General features: G+C 64.1%; 12 protein-coding genes. 11 read left to right on the top strand and 1 reads right to left on the bottom strand.

Features of this window, described 5'->3' with window-relative positions; genetic code table 11:
- Positions 1-73 precede the first annotated feature (73 nt).
- The 6 genes from NKH22_RS00470 (at position 74) to NKH22_RS00445 (ending at position 5,753) form a co-directional block, all read left to right on the top strand.
- Positions 74-622, top strand: coding sequence for a histidine phosphatase family protein (locus tag NKH22_RS00470; protein ID WP_352908661.1), 549 nt, complete (start codon positions 74-76; stop codon positions 620-622).
- 209 nt (positions 623-831) lie between these two features.
- The gene (locus NKH22_RS00465; RefSeq protein ID WP_010909964.1) at positions 832-1,113 is read left to right on the top strand and encodes an acyl carrier protein; all 282 of its coding nucleotides are present in this window, start codon (positions 832-834) and stop codon (positions 1,111-1,113) included.
- 55 nt (positions 1,114-1,168) lie between these two features.
- Positions 1,169-2,362 carry a beta-ketoacyl-ACP synthase gene (locus NKH22_RS00460; protein ID WP_352908659.1) on the top strand — a complete coding sequence of 398 codons (1,194 nt, stop codon included), beginning with the start codon at positions 1,169-1,171 and terminating at the stop codon, positions 2,360-2,362.
- Between the two features lie 42 nt (positions 2,363-2,404).
- Positions 2,405-3,676: a beta-ketoacyl-ACP synthase gene (locus NKH22_RS00455; protein ID WP_023706061.1), complete on the top strand. Its 1,272-nt coding sequence runs from the start codon at positions 2,405-2,407 to the stop codon at positions 3,674-3,676.
- Positions 3,677-3,712: 36 nt separating this feature from the next.
- Entirely contained in the window at positions 3,713-4,741 is a 1,029-nt protein-coding gene (locus NKH22_RS00450) for a zinc-binding dehydrogenase (protein ID WP_023706062.1), read from the top strand.
- Positions 4,742-4,745: 4 nt separating this feature from the next.
- Positions 4,746-5,753: a lipid A biosynthesis lauroyl acyltransferase gene (locus tag NKH22_RS00445; RefSeq protein WP_031208042.1), complete on the top strand. Its 1,008-nt coding sequence runs from the start codon at positions 4,746-4,748 to the stop codon at positions 5,751-5,753.
- A gap of 13 nt (positions 5,754-5,766) precedes the next feature.
- Here NKH22_RS00445 and NKH22_RS00440 read toward each other — a convergent pair whose 3' ends face one another.
- Positions 5,767-6,198 (bottom strand): L,D-transpeptidase, encoded by a 432-nt coding sequence (locus NKH22_RS00440; protein ID WP_023681747.1) that lies wholly within the window; start codon positions 6,196-6,198, stop codon positions 5,767-5,769.
- A 223-nt stretch (positions 6,199-6,421) separates the two neighbouring features.
- Between NKH22_RS00440 and NKH22_RS00435 the strand changes: the two genes are divergently transcribed.
- From NKH22_RS00435 to NKH22_RS00415, 5 genes are all read left to right on the top strand, one after another.
- A complete protein-coding gene (locus tag NKH22_RS00435; protein ID WP_023691040.1) occupies positions 6,422-7,702 on the top strand; it encodes an acetylornithine deacetylase/succinyl-diaminopimelate desuccinylase family protein in 1,281 nt (426 codons plus the stop codon).
- Positions 7,703-7,823: 121 nt separating this feature from the next.
- Positions 7,824-9,299, top strand: a complete 1,476-nt coding sequence (locus NKH22_RS00430; RefSeq protein ID WP_023691039.1) for an ABC transporter substrate-binding protein — start codon at positions 7,824-7,826, stop codon at positions 9,297-9,299.
- Between the two features lie 334 nt (positions 9,300-9,633).
- Positions 9,634-10,581: an ABC transporter permease gene (locus NKH22_RS00425; protein WP_023691038.1), complete on the top strand. Its 948-nt coding sequence runs from the start codon at positions 9,634-9,636 to the stop codon at positions 10,579-10,581.
- The gene (locus tag NKH22_RS00420) at positions 10,578-11,447 is read left to right on the top strand and encodes an ABC transporter permease (RefSeq protein ID WP_023691037.1); all 870 of its coding nucleotides are present in this window, start codon (positions 10,578-10,580) and stop codon (positions 11,445-11,447) included. Before NKH22_RS00425 ends, NKH22_RS00420 begins: the two co-directional genes overlap by 4 nt.
- Positions 11,444-13,066, top strand: coding sequence for an ABC transporter ATP-binding protein (locus NKH22_RS00415; protein WP_023821484.1), 1,623 nt, complete (start codon positions 11,444-11,446; stop codon positions 13,064-13,066). The genes NKH22_RS00420 and NKH22_RS00415 overlap by 4 nt, the downstream gene beginning before the upstream one ends.
- Positions 13,067-13,074: the final 8 nt, after the last annotated feature.

Raw genomic sequence — 13,074 nt, 5'->3', positions numbered from 1 at the left:
TGTCTTTGTGCCGGCTTTCCGATCCCTATATCAGAATGACCGGAGCCGGCATCCGGCTCCCGGAAAGGTTTCGATGATTCGATTTGTGCTGTCGCTGTTCCTGCTTGCTGTTCCCGCCGTCGCCCACGCGACCGACGCCGGCTGGGCGCTGCTGCGTGACGGCGGGCATGTCGTGCTGCTTCGCCACGCACTGGTCACCGGCACCACCGACCCCGCCAATTTCGTCATCGACAACTGTGCCACCCAGGTCAATCTATCGGCGCGCGGCAAGCAGCAGGCGAGCAAGATCGGCGCGCTGTTCGGCGCCCGCGCCGCCCCCATCGAGCGGGTGCTGTCCAGCCGATATTGCCGCTGCCTCGACACTGCCCGCATCGCCTTCGAAGCGGAGCCGGAGCTTTTTGCGCCGCTCGACCTCCTGAAGAGCGATCCGACCGAGAAGGCCGCGCAGCTCGACGCGGTGATGAAGGAAATCCGCGCCTACACCGGTTCCGACAATCTGGTCATGGTCACGCATCTCGAAAACATCGTCGCGCTGACCGGCGTCTCGCCGCGCGAGGGCGAAGCGGTGGTGGTCGAGCCGCAGGGCGATGGCTTTCGCGTGCTCGGCCGCGTCACGTTCTGAGAAAGCCAGTGGTCAAGCTCCCTAAAAACTGATCTGACGTGACGTCAACTGGAAGGGCCGCCGGCTTGTCGGGCAGCCCTTCTTGTCTTTATGGGAAGGCCATACCATCTGCGCCCCGCGCATCAGGCCTTTTCCTGCCGGGAAAAACCGATTAGACAGCGCCCAAACCAGATGCGGACAGATTCCGCCCGCAACCGAAGGAAGAGCCCTTGTCCACCACGTTCGACAAAGTCGCCAAGATCATTGCCGACACCAGCGAGATCGATATCGACACCATCACTCCCGAGAGCCACACGATCGACGATCTCGGCATCGACAGTCTCGATTTCCTCGATATCGTCTTTGCCATCGACAAGGAATTCGGCATCAAGGTGCCGCTGGAAAAGTGGACCCAGGAAGTCAATGACGGCAAGGCTTCGACCGACGATTACTTCGTCATGAAGAACCTGTGCGCCAAGATCGACGCGCTGGTCGCCGCCAAGACCGCCTGATATCGGCTGGCGCGCGGCCTTGACGGGCTGCGCCGCCTGACCCACAAAGCCGCTCATGAGCAGCCCTCGCGACGTCGTCATCACCGGTATCGGCCTTGTCTCCTCGCTGGGAGAGGGTCCGGATACCCACTGGCAGAAGCTGGCGCAGCCCGGCCTGCAGCCGGTGCTCGAAGCCGCGCGCTTTGCGCCCTACACCGTGCATCCACTGCCGGAGATCGACTGGAACCTGCAGATCGCCAAGCGCGGCGACCAGCGGCAGATGGAAACATGGCAGAGGCTCGGCACCTATGCCGCCGGCATGGCGCTGGACGACGCCGGCATCAAGGGCAATGACGATCTCTGCACGACCATGGACATGGTTGTCGCTGCCGGCGGCGGCGAGCGAGACGAGGCGGTCGATGCCGCCATCCTCGCCGCGTCCGAGAGCCGCAACGACCGCGACGTGCTGCTCAACGAGAAGCTGACCACCGAATTGCGGCCGACGCTTTTCCTGGCCCAGCTCTCCAATCTGCTCGCCGGCAACATCTCCATCGTCCACAAGGTGACGGGATCGTCGAGGACCTTCATGGGCGAGGAAGGTGCCGGCGTCGCCGCCGTCGAGACCGCCGCGGCGCGCATCCGCTCCGGACAGTCGACCCACATACTGGTAGGTGGCGCCTTCCAGACCGAACATTCCGACATGCTGCTCGGCTATGAATTGGCCGGCTATCTGCATCGCGGCCCATGGAAGCCGGTCTGGCAGAGACAGGGCGCCGAGGGCGGCGGCCTGGTCTCCGGCTCCGGTGGCGCCTTCCTGGTGCTGGAGCAGCGCGAACACGCGCAAAGCCGTGGGCGGAAAATCTATGCCGAGCTCGGACCGGTCGTCTCAGGCCGCGCCCGGCGTTCGCGCGGCGAGCTTGACGCCGAGATCGCGACACTGCTCAAACAGGCAACTCTCCCCAGCGGCAAGCTGCTTGCCCTGTCGGGCGCATCCGGGGCGCATACCGCAACGTCAGCCGAAAAGTCAGCGCTGGATGCCAATCCGGCGATATCGGCGCGCGGCTTCGCCACGCTGACCGGGCATATGAAGGAAGCGCAGTTTCCATTCGCGGTCGCCCTCGCCGCCCTGGCCGTCGACCGCAAGGCCGCCTACCCCGTATTCGACGCCGCGGCCGAGAAGCCGTTCGAAGGCATTCCCGAAACCGTGCTCGCAACGGCGATCGGCTATCACCAATTCGAGGGCATGGCTCTGGTCAACGCTGCTGCTTGAAGCAGCGCTGCGCGATCATGCTGCAAAGTTAAGAGGTTCCGGATGGCCAATCTCAGAGATCACATGGGCAGGCCGATCGTCGCCGTCACCGGCATCGGTGTGGTAACGTCGCTCGGCATCGGCAAGGCCGATAACTGGGCGGCACTGACCTCCGGCAAATCGGGCATCCACCCGATCACCCGCTTTCCCGTCGACCACCTCAACACCCGCATCTCCGGCATGGTCGATTTCCTCGACTCAAGCTCGAAAGGCGCCAGCCTGCTGACCTACGAACTGGCCGAAACCGCCGCGAATGAGGCGGTGGCCGAATCCGGCCTCGATTCCTCTGATTTTGGCGGGCCTCTGTTCCTCGCCTCGCCGCCGGTCGAACTCGACTGGCACGACCGCTTCGCGCTCTACAATTCCGACGGCAAAGGCGCCGGCGCCGAAAGGCTGCTCAGGGTGGCGCGCGGGCTGAAGGAAACAGATACGTTCGCAAGCACGCAGTTCGGCGCGATCGCCGACCGGCTGGCCGACCGCTTTGGCACGCGCGGCCTGCCGATCACACTGTCGACGGCCTGCGCTTCGGGCGCCACCGCCATCCAGCTCGGCGTCGAAGCGATCCGCCGCGGCGAATGCGACCGGGCGCTGTCCATCGGCGCCGACGGTTCGGCAACCGCCGAGGCGCTGATCCGCTTTTCGTTGCTCTCGGCGCTGTCGACCCACAATGACATCCCTGAAAAGGCGTCAAAACCCTTCTCCAAGGACCGCGACGGCTTTGTGCTGGCCGAAGGCTCCGGCGCTCTGGTGCTGGAATCGCTTGAGGCAGCCCTTGCCCGGGGCGCCAGCGTTCTCGGCATCCTGCGCGGCTGCGGTGAAAAGGCCGACGATTTCCATCGCACCCGTTCCAAGCCCGACGGTTCCCCGGCGATCGCAGCAGTCCGCGCCGCCCTTGCGGATGCCGGCCTGAGCAAGGACGAGATCGACTACGTCAACGCTCACGGCACCTCGACGCCGGAAAACGACAAGATGGAGCATCTGTCGCTGTCGACCGTGTTCGGCGATCGCATCGGCTCGATGCCGGTCTCGTCCAACAAGTCGATGATCGGCCACACGCTGTCGGCGGCGGGTGCTGTCGAAGCGGCGTTTTCGCTGATGACCATGCGCGAAAGCGTCATTCCGCCGACCATCAACTACGACAATCCCGACCCGGCAATCGTGCTCGACGTGGTGCCCAACAAGAAGCGCAATGCCGAAGTCGGCACCGTGCTCTCGAACTCGTTCGGCTTCGGCGGCCAGAACACTTGCCTTGTCATGGCGCGGGAACCGGTCTAAGCGACCTTTTTCAGCCAGACTGAACTGACAGGCTCCATGCGCGCACTGCAACTTATCGAGGACCGCCGTCTTGAAACGGTGGACCTGCCGCCCCCGCCGCCCCCCACATTGGGCGAAGTCACGCTGCGCATCAAGGCGGTGGCGCTGAACCATATCGACGTCTGGGGCTGGCGTGGCATGGCCTTCGCCAAGCGTAAGCTGCCGCTGGTCGTCGGCGCCGAAGCCTCCGGCGAGGTCGAAGCTGTCGGCCCCGGCGTCTCCAGCCTGCTGCCCGGACAATTGGTGTCGATCTACGGCGCGCGCACCTGCGGCCTTTGCCGCGCCTGCCGCGAAGGCCGTGACAATCTCTGCGAACATGTCTCGGGCGTCCACGGCTTCCATCTCGACGGCTTTGCGCAGGAGAAGATCAACCTGCCGGCGCGCCTGCTGGTCCCGGCCCCTCCAGGCGTGACCGATGTCGGCGCTGCCGTCGCCCCCGTCACCTTCGGCACCGTCGAGCACATGCTGTTCGACAATGCCAAGCTGCAGCCCGGCGAAACCATCCTCATCCATGCCGGGGGCTCCGGCATCGGCTCGGCGGCGATCCAGCTGGCCAAGCGCATGGGTTGCACCATCATCACCACGGTCGGTTCCAACGACAAGATCGACAAGGCCAAGGCGCTCGGCGCCGACCATGTCATCAACTACCGCGACGATCGTTTCGAAGGGGTCGTGCGCAAGCTCACCAGGAAGAAGGGCGTCGACGTCGTCTTCGAACATGTCGGCGCCGACACCTTTGCCGCCTCGATGCTGTGCCTCAAGCGCGGCGGCCGCCTGGTCACCTGCGGCTCGACCTCCGGCGTGTCGACGCAGATCAATCTGATGCAGCTGTTCCAGCAGCAGCTGAAGCTGCTCGGGTCCTTCGGCTGCCGCATGGAGAACATGGCCAACGCCATGCAGAAGATGGCGGCGGGACAGGTAGCACCTGTTATCGACACCGAGGTCGGCTTCGACGGCATCGACGCCGCGCTGAAGCGCATGGAAGGCCGCGACGTGTTCGGCAAGATCATCCTGCGCGTTTCTTAGGACTATGGTCGGCAAGGTGTTAAAAAAAGCCCGCCGGGACTTCATGTTCCGCTATGGCCGAAGACTGCGCCAGATGGAGCACTGGCTGGTGGCGCGCGTGGCGATGACGATCATCTCGCTGCTGCGCCTCCTGCCCGCGGACAGGGCGCTCAATTTCGCCGACCGCGCGGCCCGGCGCATCGGTCCGCGGGTCGGGCGCCACCGTGTCGCCATCGACAATCTGCGCCTTGCCTATCCCGAAAAGAGCGATGTCGAGATCGAGGCCATCGCCTCCGACATGTGGGGCAACATGGCCCGGCTCGCCGCCGAATACATCTTTCTTGACGCGCTCTTCGATTATGATCCGAAGGCAGCGACGCCCGGCCGCGTCGAAGTCGGTGGCGCCGATCATTTCCATCAGATAGCTGGCGAGGACAAACCGCATATCCTGTTCACCGGCCATCTCGGCAATTTCGAGCTGCTGCCGGTGGCAGCCGCGACGTTCGGCATGAAGATCACGGCGCTGTTTCGTCCGCCCAACAATCCTTACCTCGCCGATTATATCCATTCGACGCGGCGTTCGAGCATGGGCGCCTTGCTGCCGTCTTCGACCGGCGCCTCCTTCGCGCTGGCGTCGATTCTGGAGAAAGGCGGCAATATCGGCGTGCTGGTCGACCAGAAATTCTCCAGCGGACTGGAGACGATCTTCTTTAATCGCCCATGCCAGAGCAATCCGGTTCTGGGCATGCTCGCCCGTCACTATGATTGCGACGTCTATCCGGCGCGATGTGTGCGGCTGCCCGGCAACCGCTTCCGCCTCGAGATCGAGGACAAGCTGACCTTGCCGCGCAATGAAAGCGGCAGCGTCGATGTCGCGGCCACCACCCAACTGCTCGCCAACGTGGTCGAGCGCTGGGTGCGCGAGGATCCGGGACAGTGGATGTGGTTCCACAAAAGGTGGGAAATCTCAGGCCGGCGTCGCCGCCGGCGCGGACAGGCCAACGCCACCGGCCAGGGGCAGCGTCAATCTTAAGTCGTCGAAAGCCTCAGTTCGTCACAACGATCCGCGTATTGCCGAAGCCGACTTCGCGCACCATCGCATAGAACATCGCGGCATTGGCGGTGTGCAGCCGCACGCAGCCATGCGATGCCGGACGCCCTAGCTGCCTGACCGCGCCGGTGCCGTGGATGGCATAGCCGCCATGGAAGAACACCGAGTAAGGCATTGGCGACATGTGGTATTTCTTCGAATACCACATCCGCGCCGTGCGTTGCGGCCGATAGGTGCCGCGCGGCGTGAAATAGCCACTGCGGGCGGTCGACACGCTCCAGCGATAAAGCACCTGGCCGTATTGGCTGACGGTCATGGTCTGCGACGAGACGTCGATGCTGGCCACCAGCGAGGCAGCCCTGCTTTCGATGGACGTGCCGAACAGCATCGCCGCAAAAGCAGCTGCCATGAGAACGATTTTAGTCATGAGATCAAACCCCTTTGATGCCCCTTGCCTGCCCTGTCATCACGCGGTTTTTCATCTTTTTAACGACAGGTGAGTGATCTAACACACACTCCTTGATAAATTCGCCAATCTAAAGCAGCGAATTTGAACGATTTTCCCGCCATAGTTGCCGCTGCGACACGAAGTTTCGGCGCCAGTGGCGCGATGCTTGCAAAACCACCCCCTTGCCTGCTCAAATCCGCGAATGAACGAACGACTCTTCAAAGCGATAGACGCCCGTGTTGATGACTTGGTCGCACTGACCGCCGACCTGATCCGCTTCCCGACCATCAACCCGCCTGGCGAAGCCTATCGCCCCTGCGTCGAATATATAGGTGCGCGCCTAGGCAGGCTTGGCTTCGAAACCGAATTCATCCGCGCCGAAGGCACGCCCGGCGATACCGACCGCTATCCCCGCGTCAATGTCGTCGCCCGCTTCGACGGCCGCTCGCCTGGGGCCTGCGTCCATTTCAACTCGCACATCGATGTGGTCGAAGCCGGCGAGGGCTGGAGCGTCGATCCCTTTGCCGGCGTGGTGAAGGACGGCAAGGTCTACGGGCGCGGCGCCTGCGACATGAAAGGGGGCATGGCCGCCTCGATCATCGCGGCGGAAGCCTTCATGGAGGTATTCCCCGACTTTCCCGGCGCCATCGAAATCTCCGGCACCGTCGATGAAGAGTCCGGCGGCTTCGGCGGCGTCGCCCATCTGGCGAAGCTTGGCTATTTCTCGAAACCCAAGGTCGACCACGTCATCATCCCCGAGCCGCTGAACAAGGACCGCATCTGTCTTGGCCATCGCGGCGTCTGGTGGGCGGAGATCGAGACCAAGGGCGAGATCGCGCATGGCTCGATGCCGTTCCTCGGCGACAATGCCGTGCGCCACATGGGCGCCGTGCTGCAGGCCTTCGAGGATGAACTGTTTCCGGCGCTCGACCGCAAGGTGACGCGCATGCCTGTCGTGCCCGAAGGCGCAAAGCGCTCGACCATGAACATCAACTCGATCCATGGCGGCCAGACCGAGGATTTCCGCCCCGGCCTGCCCTCACCCAACGTGCCCGACGCCTGCCGGCTGACCATCGATCGCCGCTTCCTGCTCGAGGAGGACCTTGCCACGGTCAAGAGCGAGGTGACCGATATCCTCGACCGGCTGAAGCGCGAGCGCAAAAAGTTCGACTACGAGATTCGCGACCTGATGGAGGTGCTGCCGCTGATGACCGAGCGCGACGCGCCGGTGGTCAAGGCGGTGGCGCAAGGCATCATGGCGATCTTCGACCGCGAGCCGGATTATGTCATTTCACCAGGCACTTACGACCAGAAGCACATCGCCCGCATCGGCCACATCTATGATTGCATCGCCTATGGCCCGGGCATTTTGGACCTCGCCCACCGGCCCGACGAATGGGTCGGTATCTCTGATATGGTGGAGTCGGCCAAGGTGATGGCGATCGGGCTGAATGTGCTGCTCAGGGGCACGGCCGCGGACTGAACCATCGGCTTCGCTGAAAAAACATGCCTCCCCGCGCCGCTGCGGAGCACGAAACGCAATTTACTCCACCTCGAAATCACGCTTCTATCGCACCAGGGTTCGAGCATTTGGGAGTTGCACGATGAAATTGTGGAAAACCATTCTTGCCGCCACGGTGCTGGCACTGGCCGGCAGTCAGGCATTTGCCGCACGCACCGACCTGGTGATCGGCATTCCGCTCGAGCCGCCGCATCTCGATCCGACCGCCGGTGCTGCCGCGGCGATCGACGAAGTGCTCTACGCCAACGTCTTCGAGGGCCTGACCCGCATCGGCCCGAATGGCGAAGTGCTGCCCGACCTCGCCGAGAGCTGGGCCATTTCCGACGATGGCAAGGTCTACACCTTCAAGCTGCGCACCGGCGTCAAATTCCATGACGGCAGCGATTTCGACGCCGGCGACGTGAAGTTCTCCCTCGACCGCGCCCGCGCCGACAATTCCGTAAACGCGCAAAAGGCCCTGTTCGCAGCCATCGATACGGTCGAAGTCGTCGATCCGACGACGGTCAAGGTGACGCTGAAGAACCCGCAGGGGTCGTTCCTCTACAATATGGGCTGGGGCGACGCGGTGATCGTGGCGCCCGAGAGCGCAGACACCAACAAGGAAAAGCCCATCGGCACCGGCCCGTTCAAATTCCAGAGCTGGGCCAAGGGCTCGTCGATCACGCTGGTGAAATCGGACACTTACTGGGGCGCCCCGGTGTTCCTCGACAAGGCCGAGTTCCGCATCGTTCCCGACGCCGCTGCCGCCGTGCCGGCGCTGCTCTCGGGCGACATCCAGGCTTTCCCTTTCTTCGATCCCGACAGCGTCGCGCAGGTCAAGGACGATCCGCGCTTCAAGGTGGTGGTCGGCTCGACCGAGGGCGAGACCATTCTGGCGATCAACAACAAGAAGCCGCCTTTCGACAAGCTCGAGGTGCGGCAGGCAATTGCCTTCGCGCTCGACCGCAAGGCGATCATCGACGGCGCCTCGGCCGGCCTCGGCGTGCCGATCGGCTCGCACATGTCGCCCGCCAGCAAGGCCTATGTCGACCTCACCGGCCTGTACCCGCACAATGTCGACAAGGCCAAGGAGCTGCTGAAGCAGGCCGGCTTCGAAAACGGAATCAAGGCCACGCTGAAACTGCCGCCGCCTTCCTATGCACGGCTTGGCGGCGAGATCATCGCCTCGCAGCTGCGCGATGTCGGCATCGACCTGGAAATCATTCCGGTCGAATGGGCGCAGTGGCTGGATCAGGTGTTCACCAAGAAGGATTACGACCTGACCATCGTCTCCCACACCGAGCCCAACGACATCGATATCTATTCGCGCAAGGACTACTACTTCAACTACGACAACCCCGCCTTCGACAAGATCATCGCCGAGCTGAACCTCACCTCCGACGACGCCAAGCGCAACACGCTGCTCGGCGAAGCACAGAAGATCCTGGCCGACGACGCCGTGGTGGGGTTCCTCTATGAACTGCCGAAGGTCGGCGTCTGGGACGCCAAGCTGCAGGGCCTGTGGGAGAATGCGCCGATCCAGGCGAATGATCTGACCAAGGTGAAGTGGACGGATTGAGGCGGCTGGCCAAGGCGCAGCGCTTGCGCTCCGTCACACCCCCCTCTGCCCTGCCGGGCATCTCCCCCGCAAGGGGGGAGATTGGGCTCTCATCTCCGCTTTCGCCTATCGCGAACGTTGAACGCTGGTCGACGACACGGAAACTGCTGATCTCCCCCCTTGCGGGGGGTGAGGAGTGGTCCGCGCAGCGGACGGAAAGCCAACTGCTTGGCTTTCCGAACAACGAACGCCCGAAGCGACAGCGAAGGGCCGGGTCCGGCAGGACAGAGGGGGGTGTGACAGAACGCTGCCTTTGCTCAGTCATCGCACTTGGCAACGCACCATTCCCTCCACCATGACCGCCTACCTCCTCCAACGCCTCGCCATTGCCGTCGCCACCTTGATCCTGGCCTCGATGGTCGTCTTCGCCGTGCTCGAAATCCTGCCCGGCGACCCGGCGCGGCTGATGCTGGGCCTCAACGCCAGCGCCGAGCAGGTCGAACTCCTGCGCAACCAGATGGGCCTCAACGCGCCGCTTCTCCTGCGCTACCTCCATTGGGTCGGCGGTCTGCTCAGCCTCGATTTCGGCCGCTCCTACACTTATTCGGTGCCGGTCATCGACCTTGTCCGCGAGCGCATGGCGGTTTCCCTGCCGCTGGCGCTGATCGCGCTGGCGCTGTCCACCATCATTGCCATCCCGGTCGGGCTCTATTCCGCCAGCCGGCGCGGCCGGGCCGGCGATACGATCGCTATGGGCGCCGCCCAGCTTGGCGTTGCCATCCCGAACTTCTGGTTCGCGCTGATGCTGATCTACCTCTTTGCCGTCTGGCTGCGGCTAGTGCCGGCCGGCGGCTTTCCCGGCTGGAGCGCTGGCGCCTGGCCGGCGCTGAAATCGCTGCTGCTGCCGGCCGTAGCACTTGCGCTGCCGCAGGCGGCGATCCTGGCGCGCGTTGCCCGCTCGGCGCTGGTCGAGGTGCTGAACGAGGACTATATCCGCACCGCCCGCGCCAAGGGCCTGCCCTATCGCGCCGTGCTGTGGCGGCACGCGCTGCGCAACGCGATGATCCCGGTTCTGACCATTCTGGGCCTGCAATTCGCCTTCCTGCTCGCCGGCACCATCATCATCGAGAACGTCTTTTATCTGCCTGGTCTGGGACGGCTGGTGTTCCAGGCGATCACTCAGCGCGACCTGATCGTGGTGGAAAGCATCGTCATGCTGCTGGTCGTCGCCGTCATTGCCGTTAACCTCGTCGTCGACGTCTCCTACGCCATCGTCGATCCGCGCCTTCGAGGCCGGCAATGACGCTGCACATCGACATCCCGCAGGAGACGTTGGGCAGCATTCTGGCCAAGGCCTTCCGCAACCGCTCCTTCCTCATCGGCTTCGCCATCACGGTGCTGGTGGCTGCAATAGCGGTCATCTCCTACGTCTGGACGCCCTACGACGTGACCAAACTGGTGATCTCGGACAAGACGCTCGCGCCCTCTGCGGCGCACTGGTTCGGCACCGATCATTTCGGCCGCGACATCCTGTCGATGATCATGGTCGGCGCCCGCAACTCGATCGCCGTGGCGCTGGTCGCGGTCGGCATCGGCATGGGCGTCGGCGTGCCGCTCGGCGCCTTCGCCGCGGCGCGCGGCGGGTTCGTCGACGAGGCGCTGATGCGGCTGAACGACCTTGTCTTCGCCTTCCCGGCGCTGCTGTCGGCGATCATGATCACCGCCATCTTCGGACCGGGCGCCATCAACGCCATCATCGCAATCGGCATTTTCAACATCCCGGTGTTTGCGCGTGTCGCCCGCGCGGGCGCGCTGGCGATCTGGCCGCGCGAGTTCATCCTCGCCGCGCGCGCCGCCGGCAAGAGCAAGACGCAGATTACAATCGAGCACGTGCTGCCCAACATCGCCACGCTGCTTCTGGTGCAAGGCACCATCCAGTTCGCGCTCGGCATTTTGGCCGAAGCCGGTCTCTCCTATGTCGGCCTCGGCGCCCAGCCGCCAATGCCGAGCTGGGGCCGCATGCTGTTCGACGCCCAGACGCGCATGGTGGTGGCGCCGTGGATGGCCATCTTCCCCGGCATGGCCATCGTCATCACCGTGCTTGGGCTCAATCTGCTCGGCGACGGCATCGCCGACATACTCGACCCGAAATCGCGGCGGCAGCGATGAGCCTGCTGGAGATCGAGAACCTGTCGCTGGCGGTCGGCGACACGCCGATCCTCAAAGGGGTCGAGCTCTCCGTCGCGCCCGGCGAGGTGATGGGCCTGGTCGGTGAATCCGGTTCCGGCAAATCGATGACGGCGCTGACCATCATGCAGCTTCTGCCGCATGCGGCGCGCGCCACCGGCCGCGTAACCTTCGACGGCATCGACATCCTCGCGGCCACTGAGGACCAGATGTGCGCGTTGCGCGGCGACGACATCGGCATGGTGTTCCAGGAACCGATGACGGCGCTCAACCCCGTCAAGACGATCGGCGAACAAGTCGCCGAAGGCATACGCTGGCACACCAGGGCAAGCCGTGCCGACGCCGAAGACCGGGCGCGCAAAATGCTCGACCGCGTTGGCCTGCCTGAGGCCAAATTCCCGCTGTCGCGCTATCCGCACGAACTGTCGGGCGGCCAGCGCCAACGCGTCGTCATCGCCATTGCCTGCGCATTGAAACCCAAGCTGCTCATCGCCGACGAGCCGACCACGGCGCTCGACGTGGTGCTGCAGACGCAGATCCTCGACCTCTTGCGCGGCCTTGTCAGCGAAAACCGAATGGGCCTGCTGTTGATCTCGCACGATCTCGCGGTCGTCACCGAAATGGCCGACCGCATCACCATTCTGCGCAATGGCGAGGTGATGGAAGCCGGCGACACCGCACGCACGCTGTCGGAACAGCTGCATCCCTACACGCGCCAGCTGGCGCTGGCCTCCATGCACGTGCCCGCGCGCGCCAAAGTTCACGCCACCGGATCGGCCAAACCGCTGCTTGAGGTCGAAGGCGTGACACGGGACTATCCGGGCCGGCGCACCTCCCTGTTCAAGTCAGCGGCTCCAATCCGCGCCGTCGACGACGTGTCCTTGTCGCTGGCGCCGGGCCAATCGGTGGCGCTGGTCGGCCGCTCCGGCTGCGGCAAGTCAACGCTTGCCCGCATGATCCTGGCGCTCGACAAATCGACATCGGGAACGATCCGCTTTCGCGGCGAGACCATCACCGGCAAAAGCGAGGCGGAGCTCAAAGCCGCGCGGCGCGACATGCAGGTGGTGTTCCAGGATCCCTACGGCTCTTTCGACCCGCGCCAGAAGGTCGTAAAACTGGTCGCCGAGCCGCTGCATGTACTGGAGACGAAGCCGACACCGGCTGAGCGGCGCGAGATGGTGGCGCATGCGCTGCACGAGGTCGGCCTCGGCACCAGCGACATGGACAAATATCCGCATGAGTTTTCCGGCGGCCAGCGCCAGCGCCTGTCGATCGCCCGCGCCATCATCACCAGGCCGAAGCTGGTCGTCGCCGACGAGCCGGTCTCGGCGCTCGACGTCTCGATCCGCGCCCAGATCCTCGATCTGTTCGCAGAGCTCAACCAGAAGCTCGGCATCGGCTATCTCTTCATCACCCACGATTTGACCGTCGCCCGCGCCATCACCGATGAGGTGCTGGTCATGCATGACGGCAGGATCGTCGAGCGCGGCAAGACCGGTGACGTGCTCGATCATCCGCAGTCGGAGGCGGCCAGGGCGCTGGTCGCGGCTGCGCCCGATCTGCATCGGGCGATCGCTCACCGTATGCAGGAACAGGGCTGAGTGACCGG

The organism is Mesorhizobium sp. M1252 (genome assembly GCF_040318265.1).
Taxonomy (GTDB): domain Bacteria; phylum Pseudomonadota; class Alphaproteobacteria; order Rhizobiales; family Rhizobiaceae; genus Mesorhizobium.
The sequence above is the reverse complement of the archived record's forward strand: the minus strand, read 5'-3'. Positions and strand labels throughout refer to the sequence as shown.